The sequence below is a fragment of the Streptomyces sp. NPDC097617 genome, assembly GCF_044761485.1.
Classification (GTDB): domain Bacteria; phylum Actinomycetota; class Actinomycetes; order Streptomycetales; family Streptomycetaceae; genus Streptomyces.
Window position 1 is genome coordinate 83,692 of the sequence record NZ_JBIWCL010000014.1, and the last position, 16,591, is coordinate 100,282.

Annotated in this window: 21 protein-coding genes; 19 read left to right on the top strand and 2 right to left on the bottom strand. The window is 69.5% G+C overall.

All coding sequences use genetic code 11. From position 1 onward, the window contains the following. Positions 1-112: 112 nt before the first annotated feature. Positions 113-850 (bottom strand): GntR family transcriptional regulator, encoded by a 738-nt coding sequence (locus ACIQZO_RS22440; RefSeq protein WP_403628683.1) that lies wholly within the window; start codon positions 848-850, stop codon positions 113-115. 192 nt (positions 851-1,042) lie between these two features. Between ACIQZO_RS22440 and ACIQZO_RS22445 the strand changes: the two genes are divergently transcribed. From ACIQZO_RS22445 to xerC, 19 genes are all read left to right on the top strand, one after another. Then, complete coding sequence (locus ACIQZO_RS22445; protein WP_403628686.1) at positions 1,043-1,276, top strand: helix-turn-helix domain-containing protein; 234 nt, start codon at positions 1,043-1,045, stop codon at positions 1,274-1,276. After that, entirely contained in the window at positions 1,273-1,788 is a 516-nt protein-coding gene (locus ACIQZO_RS22450; RefSeq protein ID WP_403628689.1) for a DUF6907 domain-containing protein, read from the top strand. The genes ACIQZO_RS22445 and ACIQZO_RS22450 overlap by 4 nt, the downstream gene beginning before the upstream one ends. After that, positions 1,785-2,159 (top strand): DUF6907 domain-containing protein, encoded by a 375-nt coding sequence (locus ACIQZO_RS22455; protein WP_403628692.1) that lies wholly within the window; start codon positions 1,785-1,787, stop codon positions 2,157-2,159. Before ACIQZO_RS22450 ends, ACIQZO_RS22455 begins: the two co-directional genes overlap by 4 nt. After that, the gene (locus tag ACIQZO_RS22460) at positions 2,159-2,338 is read left to right on the top strand and encodes a hypothetical protein (protein WP_403628694.1); all 180 of its coding nucleotides are present in this window, start codon (positions 2,159-2,161) and stop codon (positions 2,336-2,338) included. The genes ACIQZO_RS22455 and ACIQZO_RS22460 overlap by 1 nt, the downstream gene beginning before the upstream one ends. Further along, a complete protein-coding gene (locus ACIQZO_RS22465) occupies positions 2,335-2,529 on the top strand; it encodes a hypothetical protein (RefSeq protein WP_403628697.1) in 195 nt (64 codons plus the stop codon). Before ACIQZO_RS22460 ends, ACIQZO_RS22465 begins: the two co-directional genes overlap by 4 nt. Then, entirely contained in the window at positions 2,526-2,810 is a 285-nt protein-coding gene (locus ACIQZO_RS22470) for a hypothetical protein (RefSeq protein ID WP_403628700.1), read from the top strand. The genes ACIQZO_RS22465 and ACIQZO_RS22470 overlap by 4 nt, the downstream gene beginning before the upstream one ends. Next, the gene (locus tag ACIQZO_RS22475) at positions 2,807-3,730 is read left to right on the top strand and encodes a hypothetical protein (protein WP_403628702.1); all 924 of its coding nucleotides are present in this window, start codon (positions 2,807-2,809) and stop codon (positions 3,728-3,730) included. Before ACIQZO_RS22470 ends, ACIQZO_RS22475 begins: the two co-directional genes overlap by 4 nt. After that, entirely contained in the window at positions 3,730-3,903 is a 174-nt protein-coding gene (locus tag ACIQZO_RS22480; protein WP_403628705.1) for a DUF6257 family protein, read from the top strand. The genes ACIQZO_RS22475 and ACIQZO_RS22480 overlap by 1 nt, the downstream gene beginning before the upstream one ends. A 58-nt stretch (positions 3,904-3,961) precedes the next feature. Then, positions 3,962-6,091 (top strand): cell division protein FtsK, encoded by a 2,130-nt coding sequence (locus ACIQZO_RS22485; RefSeq protein ID WP_403628707.1) that lies wholly within the window; start codon positions 3,962-3,964, stop codon positions 6,089-6,091. A gap of 898 nt (positions 6,092-6,989) precedes the next feature. Continuing rightward, the gene (locus ACIQZO_RS22490) at positions 6,990-7,190 is read left to right on the top strand and encodes a helix-turn-helix domain-containing protein (protein WP_403628710.1); all 201 of its coding nucleotides are present in this window, start codon (positions 6,990-6,992) and stop codon (positions 7,188-7,190) included. Next, positions 7,187-7,420: a helix-turn-helix transcriptional regulator gene (locus ACIQZO_RS22495; RefSeq protein ID WP_403628712.1), complete on the top strand. Its 234-nt coding sequence runs from the start codon at positions 7,187-7,189 to the stop codon at positions 7,418-7,420. Before ACIQZO_RS22490 ends, ACIQZO_RS22495 begins: the two co-directional genes overlap by 4 nt. Before the next feature lie 298 nt (positions 7,421-7,718). Beyond that, entirely contained in the window at positions 7,719-10,034 is a 2,316-nt protein-coding gene (locus ACIQZO_RS22500; RefSeq protein ID WP_403628716.1) for a DUF3987 domain-containing protein, read from the top strand. Beyond that, positions 10,031-10,231: a hypothetical protein gene (locus tag ACIQZO_RS22505; RefSeq protein ID WP_403628719.1), complete on the top strand. Its 201-nt coding sequence runs from the start codon at positions 10,031-10,033 to the stop codon at positions 10,229-10,231. Before ACIQZO_RS22500 ends, ACIQZO_RS22505 begins: the two co-directional genes overlap by 4 nt. Continuing rightward, a complete protein-coding gene (locus ACIQZO_RS22510) occupies positions 10,228-10,803 on the top strand; it encodes a hypothetical protein (RefSeq protein ID WP_403628722.1) in 576 nt (191 codons plus the stop codon). Before ACIQZO_RS22505 ends, ACIQZO_RS22510 begins: the two co-directional genes overlap by 4 nt. Continuing rightward, a complete protein-coding gene (locus ACIQZO_RS22515) occupies positions 10,803-11,633 on the top strand; it encodes a hypothetical protein (RefSeq protein ID WP_403628725.1) in 831 nt (276 codons plus the stop codon). The genes ACIQZO_RS22510 and ACIQZO_RS22515 overlap by 1 nt, the downstream gene beginning before the upstream one ends. 258 nt (positions 11,634-11,891) lie before the next feature. Further along, entirely contained in the window at positions 11,892-12,374 is a 483-nt protein-coding gene (locus ACIQZO_RS22520) for a hypothetical protein (protein ID WP_403628728.1), read from the top strand. Beyond that, complete coding sequence (locus ACIQZO_RS22525) at positions 12,355-14,004, top strand: terminase (protein WP_403629025.1); 1,650 nt, start codon at positions 12,355-12,357, stop codon at positions 14,002-14,004. The genes ACIQZO_RS22520 and ACIQZO_RS22525 overlap by 20 nt, the downstream gene beginning before the upstream one ends. 25 nt (positions 14,005-14,029) lie before the next feature. After that, complete coding sequence (locus tag ACIQZO_RS22530) at positions 14,030-14,323, top strand: HNH endonuclease (RefSeq protein WP_403628730.1); 294 nt, start codon at positions 14,030-14,032, stop codon at positions 14,321-14,323. Between the two features lie 94 nt (positions 14,324-14,417). After that, positions 14,418-15,608, top strand: coding sequence for a tyrosine recombinase XerC (xerC, locus tag ACIQZO_RS22535; RefSeq protein ID WP_403628733.1), 1,191 nt, complete (start codon positions 14,418-14,420; stop codon positions 15,606-15,608). Between the two features lie 147 nt (positions 15,609-15,755). On the opposite strand, the gene ACIQZO_RS22540 is transcribed toward xerC, so the two are convergent. Next, positions 15,756-16,538: an SGNH/GDSL hydrolase family protein gene (locus ACIQZO_RS22540; RefSeq protein WP_403629028.1), complete on the bottom strand. Its 783-nt coding sequence runs from the start codon at positions 16,536-16,538 to the stop codon at positions 15,756-15,758. Positions 16,539-16,591 lie beyond the last annotated feature (53 nt).

Here is a 16,591-nt window from a genome sequence, read left to right on the forward strand (position 1 = left end):
GAGACGTGTGTGAGACGTCTGTCGTAGCAAAGGACGAAGGCCCCGCCGGGTTTCCGGCGGGGCCTTCTTTGCGTAGGGGTGGTGCTGCGCTGCGCTCATCCCCACCTCATCGTCAGTCGAGATCGTACTCAGACATGAGCTCGCGGCCAGGGGCGTGATAGTCGATGGCGTACTCGGTGGGTTCGCCGTGCTGGTCCCAGTACCGGTTGGTCACCACGAGGACGTCGCGGCCGGCCTGCACGCCGAGGAGTGAGGCGATGTTTTGTGGCACTGCGCGGACGGACACTGCGTCGCGGCGTCGAGTGGCCCGGCGGCCGGTCCGCTCCTCGATGAGCCCGAACGTCATTGTGGGGAGGGGCTCGGCCCGCGTGAACTCGGGCAGCTCGCGTGCCAGGGCGCCCGCGATCCACGTGGAGGACACCGCAGAGACCCCCGCGGTGTCGACGTAGCGCCGACGGCGCACGGCGACCAGGTCACCCACGTTCAAGCCGAGGGCATCGGCGATCTCCTGTTCGGCCGGCGCAGTGACGCCGAGCAGGATCTCGACACGCTCGCCATCGGCCAATCCGGTCCCACCGCCGCGGAGCATGGACAGTCGGTCCGCTCCTCTTGTCAGCGGGGCGGGCGTCCTTACGAAGCTGCCGCGCCCGGGGACAGTGTCGATCCACCCCTCGTCGCGAAGCACACCGAGAACCCGCGCCGCCGTCGCGCTGCTCATTCCAGTGCTTTCCACGAGCTGGCGTGCAGACGGAGCAGCTCCGCCAGGCTGCAGCTCGCCGCTCTTGATGCGCTCGATGATCTCGTTGGCCGCCTCCCGGTAGACCGGTAGCCGCTTACCTTCCCCAACCATCCAAACTCTCCCTTCTTAAGACACCTTACGAAGCCTCTTGACATGACAGAGCCTCTTAAGACACCTTAGTGGCACGCCCGACAGAACGACAGGGCGGGACAAGTCAGACATGACTAAGGCCCCGACGGGGGTGTCTCGGTGCTACCAACACCGAGCCCGTCAGGGCCACGCATCTGGAATCTGGAGAAACCGATGCAGGAGAACTCTACCCCCGTGCGCCCTGGCGCAGCGGCCCTCAAAGTCAAGGACGTTGCCGTCGCCCTGGGCGTCGACACCTCCACCGTGTACGTCGCCGTCCGGACGGGCCTGATCGGCTCGTACCGGGTCGGCGCCGGCCGTGGCACGTACCGCATCCCCCGTTCCGCCCTCAAGGCCTACGCAGACGAGCGCGGCATCCCGGCCGAGGCCCTGGGGGTGGCGCTGTGAACGCGATCCCTGCTGACCTGCCTCGCATGTTCCGGCCGGAGCCGAAGCTGGCCGCGGTCCCGACGCAGCCGACGGCCGCCACCCGCGAGACCCTCCCCGCCGCCGGCCGCACGTGGTCGTTCATCGACCGGACGACCGGCAAGCTGCAGGAAGTCACCTGCATGCCGGGCTGCACGAACGACCACGAGGACGACCGGGAGACGCCGACCCACCCGCACGACGTCTGGTGCCAGACCGACGGCCGCAACGTGTACCTGCCGGTCAACGACGGCCGCAACGTCGAGGAATTCCGGGTGCTGGGGGCGTTCATCCGGCAGATCCCCTTCTCGCGGCACATGGCCGAGCGGGTCCCGCACGCCCAGGTCGAGATCGTCGATGACCACTTCATGGAGGGTCTCGACCCGGACGGCCTGGCGTCGGTGATCCTGACGCTCGAGGCCCAGCTTGCGAAGTTCCGTGACGTCCACGCCCAGCTGACCGTCCTCCGTGCGCAGGGCCGGGTGGAGCTGTGAGCGCCCCGCGGATCGTTTCGGTGCGGACCACCGACCACGGGGTCGTCGAGGTGCCCGAGCCGTCCTGGTGTGCCATCGCCCACCGGGATGACATCCACCGGTCGGACATCCACCACCAGGGCGTCGAGCAGCCCGCCACCCTGCACATCCCCGGGATCGGCGACGTGACCCTGCTGACGGCGTTCCTGTCGCAGTACCCGTATTCGGAGCACAGTCACCGCGGGGTGTGGGTGGCGGTCGAGATCGAGGGCGAGCACTACGAGTTCGGCCCCGCCGGCCTCGGCGACCTGGCGGCCACGCTCACCGCGCACGCCCTGTACACGCTGCTGCCGCTGAGGGCCCGCCTGCAGTCCCTGCAGGAGGAGCTGTGATGGCCGAGGACAGGATCAGCCGCGACTTCGACATCGCGATGGCCCGTGAGGCCCTGGCCGCATCGAAGGCCATGAGCATCGGGGCTGCCACCGATGTGGACCTCTGCCGGACCATCGGCGCCCTCGAGTACACCGTCGAGGCCCTGCTGCGGGTCATCGACGAACTGACGGAGCAGTGAGCTCGCACTGGCCGATCCGCCGGCCGACGGAGAACGCGGCGCTGCGTTCCCTCGGCCGGTCGGCCCGGCCCCTCCCCGAGGTTCCGGCCCTGATGGCCGCCCTGATCGTCGCGAACCGTGCCCACGACCGGCACGGCGCCAACCTGGCCGCTCACCGTGTGGTGCGCGTAGCCGAAGGAGCCACCGAATGAACGCCGCACTCAACGTGATCGCGGTCCTCGTCCTGGCCGCCGCGCTGTGGCACCTCGTCCCCGAGCTGTGGGCCCGCCGCCGGCCGGAGCAGCTCCTGGACTGCCCGGCCTGCCCGTGGTCGATCCGCTTCCGGAACACCGCCCCCGAAACCGTCAACTTCCTTCACACGCTCGCCGACCAGCACCGGGCCAGCCACACCGACGACCCGACCGACGCCCACATGGGCGAGTCCTGGATCTGGGAGCACGGCGACCGCGACACGAACGGAGACGCCCGATGAAGTTCCTCGAAGAGGTCCGTACCCGCATGGTCGACCGGACCATCGACGGCACCACCCACCTGGTGCCGGAGCCGTACACGGTCCGCACGCCCAAGCTGCCCCGCGACAAGGATGCCGTCGCCCTGGTCGGCGTGTCCGGTCTGGTCCTGGCGCTCACGCTGGTGGCGATCGTGTGGTCGACGGTGTCCATCGGGCAGCTGCTCGGCGGCGGTGTCGGGTACGCGGCCGGTGCAGTCTTCGACATCGCATGGCTGGCCGTGCTGGTGCTGGAGTACCTGGCACGGTTCGACCCGGACAAGCGGCAGTTCCCCCGCAAGGTCGGATGGCTCCTCGTCCTCGTCGCCGCGGCCGCCATCTTCCTGCACGGCTGGCAGGCGGGCAGCTGGCCGATGGCCGCGGTCGGTGCCGCCGTGTCGGTCGTCTCCAAGTGCTTGTGGCTGGCCGTGTTCAAGCACATCGAGAAGGAGCTCAACCCGGGCGACGCCGCGTGGGTCGCGGCGGAGATGTCGAAGGCCGGCGCCAAGCTCGCCATCGCCGGGGCGAGGCGGCAGGCCGCGAAAGCGGAAGTCGCTGCACGCCTCGAGCTACTGGCCGCCGAGCGGGACCTGAACGAGATTGCAGGGCTTGATCACCTTCCCGCTGCCGCGAAGATCACGGCCGAACAGGTCCGCGAACATGGCGAAACCGTGGATATTATGCACGGTTCTCCGGCCCCTCTGAACAGGGCGAACACGGTTCGCGAACCGGTCGAGCAGACCCCGAACATCGCCCACCTGGCCCGCGTCGAGTTGACCGCCGGAGCGTCGAAGCAGGAGGCCCTCGAGGCGATCCTCGCCAGGGTTCCCGACGCGAAGCAGACGTCCGTCGAGGCCACCATCCGGCGGGAACGGAACAAGCTCGACGGGGCGGGGTACCGGTAATGGCCGATCCGAAGTTCACCGCAGGCGAGGTGGCCAAGATCGCGTGGCTGACCGGCCGGATGCTCAAGCGGGGCATCGCCTCTCAGACCGTCTACCAGGGCGACTTGGAACGGAAGGTCGAGAAGGTCATCGAGGGCGCCCGTAAGCGCGAGGAGCAGCAGCGCAAGAAGTAGCCGGCCACGGGGCGGCCGGGCAACCGGCCGCCCCCTTGCACGAGAAGGAGACAGCATCATGGCTGACACCATCGTCGGGCCGGTCAACGGCCACACCATCGTCAACCTGCTCAAGCCGCAGTACACCGTCGCCCCCGACCAGGCTTTTCCGGCGATCCCCGAAGAAGCCCCCGCCGCCGTCGAGGCGGTCGACCGGGACGACAACCCGCTCGCGGACTGGCTGACCGTCCCCGACGTGCCCGTCCTGCCCGCATGGGCCCGCACTCCGGCCCTGCTCAAGGCCAACGCCTCGGCGCTCGGCCGGCTGTGCTGGTGGCACACCCGCTTCCACGGCATCCGCGTCCCCAAGTACGCGGTGAAGACCGTGTGGCTGGCCTCTCGTGGCTTCTACCGGGCCACCGTCGGGCTGTGGCCGACCCTGTCCGCGCAGGACCACACGGCCGCCGTCAAGGCCCTGAAGGCGCAGGCCAAGCTGAAGCCCGAGGACGTCGACCTGGCGGTCCGGCTGCAGATGGCTCACGCCGCACGCACGCAGACCCGGCGTTGGCGCTTCGGCGCCGCCGCCGTCGGTGTCGCCGCAGCGGCCATCGGCTTCTACCTGGCGCCGCCGCTGCTGCTCACCGGCATGACCGGCGCCGTCGTCACCCCCCTCGCCTACCTCGGCCGCGGCGGCAAGACACAGCTCCTCGACCACGGCACCCCGCCGCTGCGCGTCGACATGAGCGCCCAGCAGTTGAACGACGCCCTGCGCGCCGCCGGCCTCCTGAAAAGCGGCAAGGGCGACGAGGACGGACCGAAAGTCGCCTGCGTCATGGGCCCGGTCCGTGACGGCCGCGGCTGGGCGGTGGTCTTCGACCTGCCGAAGGGCGGCGGGAAGACTGCTGCGGACGTCCTCGCCAAGCGGACCACCCTCGCCGCCGAGCTCGGCGTAGACGAAATCCAGGTGGTCATGTCCCGCGTCCGGGCGGCGCAGGGCGGCAACGCGTCGCGGGTGTCGATGTGGGTTGCCGACGACGACCCGTACCTGGCCGACCCGACACCGTCGCCGCTGGTCAAGCTCGACCGGTTCTCCGTCTGGGATGCGATCCCGTTCGGGCAGGACGCCCGCGGCAACCGGGTTGCCGTACCGGTGGTGTGGCAGTCGATGTTCTTCGGGGGCCTGCCCCGCCGCGGCAAGACATTCACCCAACGCCTGCTGACGGCGGCCGGCCTGCTCGACCCGTGGGTGCGGCACTACCTCGCCGACTTCAAGGGCGGGCAGGACTGGATCCAGATGCGGCAGGTCGCCCACCGCCTGATCCTCGGCGCCGAGGACGACGCCATCGAGGCTTTCAAGGCGATGCTGCAGGAGCTCCTGGCGGAGATGGAACGCCGCTTCGCGATCCTGCGGGAACTCCCCACCTCCGTCTGCCCGGAGGGCAAGCTCACCCCGTACATCGTCGAGAAGTACAAGATGCCGTTCATCTTCTTCACCGTGGATGAGCTGCAGGAAGCGTTCATCGCGATCGGCGACGAGAAGGAACGCAAGGCCGTCATCGACGACATGGCGCGCATCGCCCGCCGCGGCCCGGCCGCCGGGTTCATCTCCAACTACGCCAGCCAGCGCCCCGACGCCGAATCGGTACCGACCAAGCTGCGAGAGATCATCACCATTCGGGCGTGCACCCAGGTCACCGACCAGACCTCGTCGGACATGGTCCTCGGCAAGGGCAAGGCCAGCATGGGCGCGGACGCGTCAGTCCTGTCGGAGGACCACATGGGTGTCGTCGTCCTGGTGACCGGCCCGGCGTCGTTCGCCACCGTCAAGAACGACCTGCTGACCACCGCCGAGTTCAACACCATGTGCGCCAAGGGCCGGACGATGCGCAAGGAGATCGGCCAGCTCACCGGCGACGCCGCGGGCGACCTCGTCACCGGGGCCGAAGAGCAGGGCCTGCGCGTACCCGCGATCATCTCCGACGTCCTCGAGGTCATGAAGCACAGCCCCCGCATGTACACGAGGGATCTCCTCGACCGGCTGGCCAACCTCGACGAGGACAACTACGGCGACTACGACGCCGACCGCCTCGCCAAGGAGCTCGACCAGGCAGGCGTGAAGCGCACCAGCAAGCAAGTGAAGATCGAAGGCGTGAACGGCGCCGGCTACCAACGCCGCGACATCGAGGGCGCCGTCCCCTTCACCGGGTAGCGGGGAGGGGCGCTACTTGGGCCCCGATCCGGGCCTGTGTAACGCAGGTCCGGGCCGGTCCCCGAAGGGCCCCAAAGTAGCGGGACCTCTTTACCCCGGTAGCGGGGCAGGTAGAGGCCCCTGACCTGCAAGGTAGCGACGGTAAAGGGGCCCTGCAGCTAGTAGCCGCAGGGCCCCTGGAAGGGGGGATTAGGAGGCTCGCCCCGGCCTCCCAGGCGGGAGAAGCCCGAGCTCTCGAGCGCGGGAGATCCACCGTTGGGCGGTACGAGGCGTGACACCCTCCTCCTTCGCCAAGTCGGTAGCTGGCCGGTGTGAGATGCCGGCTAGGCGGAGGTACCGCAGAGCGAGACGGCCGTAGAAGCGAGTGTCGTTGGGCCCGGTCGGATTCCCGAGCGGACCGTCCTCGTCGGGACCGGCCATCAGGGCGGCACTGACCCGGGCGGTGGCCTGAGCGGTACGGGATCGGACAGCCGCCTCGATGGCCGCGAGCGGGATACTCCGCAACTCCCCAATGCCGACTGAACCAGGACCGGGAACGTACACGCCCGTGATCTCGACTCCCGATTCGCCACTACCCATCCGCAGCATGACGCGCCGGGATGTCTCGGCGTTCTCGAGCAAGTCCCAGGAGACCAGGGCCAGATCGTCGGCCCCAGTCGGCAGTCCAGCCGTCGCGTCAAGCGCAGCTGCCCGCTCCTGATCGATGGGAGAGGCGACAACTCGCCACGGCGCAGGAAGGTCCTCGTCGGTAATCACAGCCCGACGGTATGCCCGATTCCGACGCTAGTCAACGCGGATGCGCCATCGCGACACCCTGATTGACCAATCACGACAGGCCATGTACAACAGAGGGTGTCGTGATGTTCCAATCAGTCATCGACACCCCAGAGAGGGACCCATGAATGCCCTGCAGGGACGCATCGATAAGTACCTGACGACCGCGGAAGTGGCCCGCCGCTACCGCGTTGCACCGGCCACCGTCCGACGCTGGCGCTACAGCGGGTACATCCCCGGCGCCGTCAAGCGCGGGCAGAACTGGCTCTACGACCCCGACTGCCTCGACCAGTGGGATGCCGAGCACAACGGAGCCGCGGCGTGAACAAGCTCGTCTCGAAGAGCCGGCCCACCCTCGCCGTCATCCGCAGCTGGCCCGCCACCATCGGCATCCCCCAGGCAGCCGAAGCCCTCGGCTGCAGCAAGAGCCACCTGCACGAGCGGATCAAAGCGGGACAGTCCCCCGTCAAGACCATTCCCTTCGGCAGCCGGCACGTCGTCATCACCGCAGACCTCATCCGCCTGCTGTCCGGGGAGGAACGAGAAGCCTCATGACCCATAACGCACAGGATCCCGAGTACGGGGCACGTACTCGGGATCCGAAAGTCTCCGCGGCTGGCGGGTCGACTATCACCAGCCTCTCACAGGACCAGGCCCCACGTGTAGCGGGTCGGGTGGACACGTACAGGTCCCGTTCGGGGATGTGGCACCGGCAGGTCAAGGTCGAACGGTGCCCCGGCTGCGGCCATCCTCACCTCCACCGGGTGCCACTCCCTCTCGTGCGCTCCGTCCTCAAGACGGGCCCCTGCAGCACGGTCTACGTCGTCGTTCTGCGGGCACCGGCGGTGGCCGTATGAGCGCATACGGACGCGTCATCGAGGCGCTGGAGTTCCGCGGCAGCAAGGGCCGCGGTAATGCCTGGCAGTGCGTGGCGCACGAGGACCGGGCCCCGTCCCTGTCGGTCACGAACGGCGCCAAGGGCGTGGTCATCAACTGCCACGCCGGCTGTGCGACCGAGGACGTCGTCAGTGCCCTGGGTTTGACCATGGCGGACCTGTTCGACGAGCCCCTGCAGAAGCGGGAGCGCCCCCAGGTCGTCGCCGAGTACCCCTACGTCGACGAACACGGCCAGGTGCTGTACGTCGTGCGGCGTATCGAGCCGGGCTACGACGGGGAGCGCAAGACGTTCCGGCAGTACCGGCCCGACGGCACGGCCGGGGTGTCCGGCATCCGCCGGGTGCTCTACCGGCTCCCCGAAGTCCTCGAGGCGGTGAAGACCGGCAGTCCGGTGTTCGTCGTCGAGGGCGAGAAGGACGTCGACAACCTTCGGGCCACCGGTGCCACCGCCACCTGCAACGTGGGAGGAGCGGGGAAGTGGACCGCCGACTACACCCGCGCCTTGGCCGGCGCCTCTGAGGTCATCGTCATCCGTGATCGCGACGAGCCGGGCGCCAAGCACGCCGCGGCCGTCGTGGCCTCGGTACAGGAGGCCGGGATCCCGGTCCGGGTGCTGGAGCCGGCGCGAGGTAAGGACATCACGGATCACCTTGCGGCGGGGCTCGGCTACCCGGATCTGCTCACCCCAGATTCGCATCCCACAAATCCCACAATGGCGGTGCCGTCCCAAGGAGCGGGACCGGATCCGAGTTCTGGGATTTCTGGGACGCAGATCCTCGATGGCGGTTGGGATGAGCCGGTCTCTCTGGCGGCGGCCCCGGTACCGCCGTTCCCCATCGCCTCGCTGGGGAGTCTCGGGGAGTTCGTCACCGCGGCTGCCGAGTCCCTTCAGGTGCCCGTCGACCTGGTGGCGTTCGCCGCGCTGGCGACCATCTCCACGGCGACCGGTGGCCGGCGGCGAGTGCAGGTGAAGTCCGATTGGCAGGAGTCGACGGCTCTGTACCTGGCGGCCCTGGCGGACTCCTCGGAGAAGAAGACCCCCGCCCTGAACGCCGCCGCCAACCCGCTCCGGGAGATCGAGGAGGAGCTGATGGACGCGGCCCGCCCCGACGTCGAGGCGACCGCCCAGGAGATCCGCATCACCACGGCCCGCATGACGAAGGCCGAGCAGAACGCCGCCAACTCCGACAGTGACAAGCGGCTGTCGGCTGAGGCGGACGCCGAGGCAGCCCGCGTGAAGCTCCTCGAGCTGGGCGACGCCCCGGAGCTGCCCCGGCTCCTGGTCCGCGACATCACCCTCGAAGCGCTCGCCAAGCGCATGTACGAGCAGGGCGGCCGAATCGGCTCCCTGGCTTCTGAGGGCGGACTGTTCAAGGTCGCGGCAGGCCTGTACGGCAACAACGGAAAGGCCAACACTGACCTGTTGCTCGAGGCGTACACGGGCGGCCCGTACACCATCGACCGGACCGGCCGGGCGTCCTCGCGGATGTCTCACACGTTCCTGGCCCTGGGGCTGATCGTGCAGCCCGGCATCATCTCCGGACTGGAGAAGCAGAACCCCGAGTTTAGGCAGTCCGGACTCCTGGGTCGCTTCCTGTACGCCAAGCCCGCGCCCACGGACGAGGACACCTTCGACTCCCCGCCCGTGCCCGCGCACCTGGCCAGCGCCTACGACCACCGGATCCGTGACCTCATTAAGCGCGTCTGGGCCTGCCCCGACGTGCTGACGATCGAGCTGACGGAACCGGCCCGGAAGGCGTTCGGGGAGTTCTATAACGCGTTCGCCAAGCGGCGGAAGCCCGGCGGGGACCTGCACGACCTCGCCGACTGGGCGGGCAAGCTGCGCGGTCAGCTCATCCGGGTCGCGGCCTGCCTCACCCTCTACGAGGACCCCGGGGCCCGCGAGATCGACCACCAGCGCATCACGGACGTCCTCGCCATGACCCCGTACTTCATCGCGCACGCCCGCGCCGTGTTTGACCTCATGGGCAAGAACCGGGAAGGCGCCGTCAAGCCCCTCAGGGACGTCGTCGGGTGGCTCCGGGGCCGCAGCAGCCCCGGGGACGCCTTCTCTGCCCGTGACGCCTGGCAGGCCTTGAAGGGCCGCGAGTGGGCCACGGAGATGGACGTCATGAACGACGTCCTGCTGCAGCTCGAGGAATACGGCTGGCTCGCCCTGATCCCGCCTCCGGAGAACGGCCGGCGGGGTCGTAAGCCGTCCCCGCGGTTCGACGTTCACCCGTACATCGCAAGCCCGAAGGAAAAGCCATGAGTCGGCCACGGCGGCGGGTGCCACTCCTCTGCGAGGCCTGCGGCACTGCCGTCCGCCGCGGCCGGTACCGGCTGTGTTCCACCGGCTGCGGCGCCCGCCTCCACACCGACTACCGCAGCCCCTGCACCGACGCCCACGCCCCCGTCTGCCCCAACTATCAGCCCCACCCCGAAGCCACCGAAGGGAACCTCTCATGAACGCCGAGCAGATCCGCGAGCGCTACCAGCAGCAGCTCGACCGCATCCAGAGCAACCGCGCCTACAGCGACCACGCCCGCCAGGTCCTCGCCGCGAAGGCATGGTCGCAGGCCTCCCAGCAGCTCGAGCACGTCCGCCAGGCAGAACTCGCCGACCTTGCCAGCCGACGCGAGCAGCTCGACCGGAAGATGTTCGGCAGCACCAGCAACGCCGACCCCGGCACCGTCCTCGCCCGCCGAGACGCCGCCGACCGGGCCGCAGCCATCGACAACCCGCGCATCGCAGCCGAGACCCTCGCCCGCGCCAACCGCGACGGCGACCACACCCTCGCCCAGGCCGTCGCCGCCCACGCCAACGGCTGGGGCTGGACCGACGTCGTCGACCAGCACGCCGCCAACACCCCCGGCTTCGGCGAAGCCGCCCAGGAGTGGAACGGCCTGCCCGGCACCGGAGACGACTTCTGGGAGACCAAGCACGCCATGCAGTTCCTCCTGCCCAAGCCCGGCGGCCTCGACCGGCTGTCCGACGCCCAGGCCCACGCCCTGGCCGACGAGGACATGGAGGCAGCCTGATGTTCAACTCAGCCACCACCGCCGACGCGGACAGGGCCATCCGTGCCGCCGAGCGGCGCAAGCTGCCCGTCCCCGAGGACGTGTACGAGGCGAAGCGCCTGCAGGCCGCGGTATTCGACGCTGGCCGCACCCCCGACCCCGAGCGTCCGGCTCTGCCCGCCACCGCCGCCGAAGCCGCCGCCGTCATTCAGCAGCACGCCGAAGCGCTCCGCCTCGCCGACGTCACCCGGCGGGCCGCCGACCTGTTCACTGAGGAAGCCGACCAGCGCTTCATCACCGCCACGAGAGACGCCGTGCCCAAGTGGATCGCCGGCCTGGTCACGGAGTTCACCACCCTGGTGGCTGTCGTTGCCAAGGCCGCGGCCAAGCTGCCCGCCGACCCCTCCCTCATCGAGGCGTCACGGCTGGACTGGAACAACCCCGTCCACTCGGCCGCGTACACCAAGGCCGAGGGAGCAGCAGCTCAGCTGGAACAGCTCATCAACGATCGAGCCGACATCGTGAGCGTCGCGGGAGGCGACGGAGGCAGGGACAACGCCCTGTTCGCTGTCGCCCACTTCCCTCAGCCCACCGTGCAGGCCGTCATGGATGGCGACTGGCAGAACATGGCGCCCGTGCTGCACGACTGGCGAGACCTACGGCAGCAGCCCGTCGCGCGCTGGGTGTACCTCGTGCGCCAGAACCAGCTCACGCTCAGCCTCGCAACGCCCGGCGAAGTCAGGGAACGCAGCGCCCAGGTAGCGCTGTGGCGGGACGCCGGCCACGCCCACCGGTCGGCCCTCTCCCCTCGGTCCGCCGCGACCTACGTCACGCAGGTGCTCAGCGCGTGACCCATGAACTCGGCGTCAATGGCATCGACATCGTGATCTCTCGACGAGCGTCGAACCGATGGTGCGGAGCCGGCTACCTCGAGCCGCACCAGCGCCGCAGCCCCGGACGGGCCACACGGTCCGCCCGGGGCACCCAATTGATCACGCCTCTGACCTGGGGGGATACACCCCACCTGGGGTTATCCGGATCGGAGTCGTGTTCATGCCGTCTGTGGCCCCACGTCTGGGGCTTTTGGATCTTGAGCTAGGAGGAGCGCCATGGCTGGTCGTGGACCCGCCCCGAAGGACCCCCGGCGCCGCGCCGGCCACCGCAAGGACGGGCATCAACAGGCAGTCCTGCGGTTCGAGCAGGCCGAGGCGCCCGAACTGCCGCCGCTGCGCGCCCGCCAGGGCGACGAGATGGTCGAGGTGCCGTGGCCCGCGGCGACCCTGGAGTGGTGGGAGATGTGGAAGGCGTCCCCGCAGGCCGAGCACTTCACCTCGACCGACTGGTCGTTCCTGCGTGACACGGCCCTGGTGCACGCCCGGCACTGGAACGGGGAGTCGACGGCCGGCGCCGAGCTGCGCCTGCGGGTGGCCAAGTTCGGCGCGACGCCCGAGGACCGGGCGAGGCTCCGCATGCAGTTCGCCCAGGCCGACGAGGCCGACAGCAAGCGGCCAGCCGGCTCCTCGGCCGAGGAGCAGTTCGGCGACCTGAAGGTGCTGCCGGGGGGTGGAGCGGATGCCGTGGCGGGGGCCTAGATATGCGGGCGAGCTGCCCACCCTGGGGTACCAGGTCATCAACTGGATGCACACCTACCTGGCCGCCCCGGACCGCTCCGAGTACGTGCCGTTCCGACTGACGCGCGAGCAGGCCCAGTTCGTCCTGAACCTGTACGCAGTTGACCCGCGGACGGGTGAGCGCCGGTACCGGCGGGCGGTCCTGTCCCGGCCGAAGGGGTGGGGCAAGTCGCCTCTGCTGGCGGCCCTCACGTGCGCCGAGGCTCTGGCCGACGTCGTCCCGGACGGCTGGGACGCCAACGGGGAGCCGGCGGGCCGTCCGTGGGCCTCCCTGCGCACGCCGTGGCTCCAGCTGGCCGCCGTCTCCGAGGACCAGACGAAGAACGCGTGGGCTCCGCTGCTGGAGATGCTGCGGGAAGGGCCGGCGCTGGACGAGTATCCGGGCATCGAGCCGCTCGAGACGTTCGTGAACCTCCCCAAGGGCCGCATCGAGTTCGTGACGTCGGCGGCCACGTCCCGGGAGGGCAACCGGCCCGTCTGGTGCGTCCTGGACCAGACGGAGGAGTGGCGGCCGTCGAACGGCGGCGTGAAGCTCGCCGCGACGCTCCGGCGCAACCTGGGCAAGACCGGCGGCGTGTCCGTGGAGTCCCCGAACGCCTATATCCCGGGTGGCGGGTCCGTCGCGGAGTCGTCGGCCGAGTACTTCAAGCGGATCCGGGAGGGCCGCGCCCGCGACGAGGGCCTGCTGTACGACCACCGGGAGGCGCCGCCGGAGACAGACATGGCCGACCGGGACTCTCTAATGGCAGGCCTGCGCCACGCCTACGGAGACTCCGCAGTGCAGGCCGGCGGCTGGGTGAACCTCGAGCGGATCGCGGCCGAAGTCTGGGACCCGGACACCGACCCTCAGGACGCCCGCCGCTTCTACCTCGGCCAGATCACCCACGCCTCCGACTCCTGGATTTCCCAGCCGGAGTGGGCCGCAGTCGCGGGCATCGACAAGGTGGTCGGCGACAAGGAGGCGGTGGTTCTGGGCTTCGACGGATCCCGCAGCCGTTCCCGCGGCGTGACGGACGCCACGGCCCTCGTCGGCTGCCGTGTCTCGGACGGCCACCTGTTCCTGATCGGATGCTGGGAACAGCCGGACGGGCTTGCGGGCGAGAACTGGCACGTGCCCGTGGTCGAGGTTCTGGCCACGGTCGAGGACGCGTTCAAGCGGTACCGGGTGGTGGGCATGTACGCCGACCCCGCGAAGTGGGAGTCCCACGTAGCGGCGTGGGAGGCCAAGCACGGGCGTCGGCTGAAGGTGAAGTCGACGGCGCAGCATCCCATCGAATGGTGGATGACAGGCGGCCGTGCCCATCTGATCGTCCGGGCGCTGGAGAAGTTCCGGGGGTCGGTCGTCGAGAACGAGCTCACCCATGACGGGTCCAGCGTGCTGACGCGGCATGTCCTCAACTCGAGGCGTCGGCAGTCCCGTGTCGGGGCGCAGATAGCCAAGGAACACCCCGACTCGCCACGGAAGATCGACGCCGCAGTCGCCGCAGTCCTCGCCTGGCAGTGCCGGGTCGACGCCGTGGCCAAGGGGCTCGGCAAGGAGAAGGCCAGGGCGGGACTGCCCGGCAAGGGCCGCGTCATCGTCCTGCGCTGACCAACCACGTGAAGGGAGGGCCGTCATGGCCCACAACTGGGGAACGTCCTCGCGGGTGAGCCGCCTGCCGAAGGACTGGCGGAAGATCCGGGCGCAGGTGCTCGCCCGGGACGTCCTGTGCCGGATCTGCGGAGTACGGCCGAGCACGATCGCCGACCACATAGAGGCGATGACCGACGATCACCAGCTGGAGGCCCTGCAGGGCGTCTGTGCGCCGTGCCACCGGGTGAAGACGTCCGCCGAGGCCGCCGCAGCCCGCGCTGCCGCCCCGAAGCCCGGCCGCCGGCGGCCACCCGAGGCCCACCCCGGGCTGCTGTAGCGCAACCCGAGCCCGCCCCATATGTACGTCCAACCCACCACCCGCACATGAGCAGCTGCGCCCGCTCGGGTGGCTCACGACCAAGGAGCACGGCATGCCGGACCCCATCAAGAAGATCACATTGCAGAACGGCACCGTGCGGTGGCGGACGGTCGTCGACGCTGGCCGCGACGAGACTGGCAAGCGGATTCAGCTCACCATCACCAGGAGCACTCAGAAGGAAGTCCTGGCGGAGCGGGCCCGTATCCAGGCTGGCCGCGCGGCAGGCACGCTCATCGTCCCCAACAAGATCTCGCTGGGTGAGTGGCTGGATCAGTGGCTGGAGTACAAGCGGCGCGACGTCGAGGAGACGACGATCCGCACGTACCGCCTGGCCTTGGTGCACGTCTACGACCAGCTTGGGCACATCCGCCTCCAGGAGCTCACCGAGGACGACGTGCGCGACTTCGTTGACGAGCTGGTGGCTGCCGGCCGCCGCAGGGGCGGGGAGAAGGGCACGCGCCTGATGGTGTCCACGGTTGAGGGGGTCCTGACCCGGCTGCGGGGTGCGCTGTCCCGTGCTGTCGTCCGAAAGCTGGTAGCCGTCAACGTGGCCGCCGAGGTCCGGCCCTCGCTCGCCGACAAGAAGACGGACAAGCGGGAGCGTCAGCAGGTCAAGCCGTGGACCGTCGCCGAGGTGCAGACGTTCATCCGCGGCATCCATGAGGACCGCCTGTTCGCGCCGTTGCTGCTGTCCCTGATGGGGCTTCGGCCGGCCGAAGTGTGCGGCGCGCGATGGATCGACGTAGACCTCGAGGACGGTCTGCTGTCCATCAACCAGACGCGCACGATGATCGGCAACCATCGCGTGCTGGAGAAGGACACCAAGACGGCATCCGGCGAGCGGGTACTTCCCCTGCCCCGCGGGCCTTGGGAAGCGCTGCGTGCCCTGCGCCTGCAGCAGGCCCGGGAGAAGGAGCGTGCGGGCGAGGCGTACACCGAGGCGGGATACGTCGCCGTGAACGAGCTGGGCATCCCGCTGAACACGCGGCAGCTACGGGAGTACGCCTACCAGATGATGGTGGACCTGAAGCTTCGCCGGGTGCGGCTGTACGACGCGCGGCACTCAGTCCTGAAGGCGCTGGCCCTCAGTGGCGTGCCCGACGTCATCCTCGCGGCGTGGGCCGGCCACACGAACGCGGCCTTCACCAAGCGCAAGTACGTGTCCATCGAAGCCGAGGACATGAGGGGCGCCGCCGCAGCTCTCGACGTCTTCCACGGCGGAGATCAAAAAGAGCTCGTGTGAGAGATTGTGAGAAACGATCTCTCACGTCGCCGCTGAAATGATCCTGACCTGCGAGAACCTGGCTCCCTGTAGAACAGTGGAGGGATTCTACTTGGGCCACCGCTGTGTGTTTACGCAGGTAGGGCCACCGCCCGGGATTGTGCCTTGCTACGAGAGCGGGGTGTCCCCGTACGGCAGCAGGTCGGGGCGCTTGGCCGGGCGGCCGTCGCCGGAGGAGCGGCCCGTCAGGCGGCGGCCGATCCAGGGGAGCAGGTGCTGCCGGGCGAAGCTCAGGTCCTGGGCCCGGCGCACGCTCCAGCCGGGGGGAGCCTCGGCCGGCAGTTCGGTGCGCCAGTCCAGTTCCGCGGGCAGGCCCAGTGCCTGCCAGACGGCCTCAGCCACCCGGCGGTGCCCCTCGGCGGTCAGGTGCAGCCGGTCGACGTCCCACATCCGGGGGTCCGCGAGCGCGGGGGCCCCGTACAGGTCCACCACCACGGCGCCGTGCCGTGCGGCGAGCTCCTCGATGGTGTCGAAGAGCTCCTCCATGCGCGGCCGGAAGCGTTCCATCACCGGACCGTTGCGCCCGGGGGAGCGCATCAGGACGAGGCGCTTGCAGGAGGGGGCGAGGAGTTCCACGGCCGACTCAAGGTGGTCGCGGACCCGGCCCATGTCCACCTTCGGGCGCAGGGCGTCGTTCAGCCCGCCCACCAGGGTCACCACGTCGGCGCCCATCGCCGCCGCCACCGGGGCCTGGTCCTCGGCGATCTGCCCGATCAGCTTGCCGCGGACCGCGAGGTTCGCGTAGCGGAAGCCCGGCTCGCGCGCCGCGAGGCGGACGGCCAGCAGATCGGCCCAGCCGCGGTAGGAGCCGTCTGGGAGCAGGTCGGACATTCCCTCGGTGAAGGAGTCGCCGACCGCGACGAAACTGGTGTAAGAGGCATTCATCTCCATGGCGGAGAAGATGTTACCGCGCGGTACCCGGCCCCGCAGGGCCGGGGACTGCA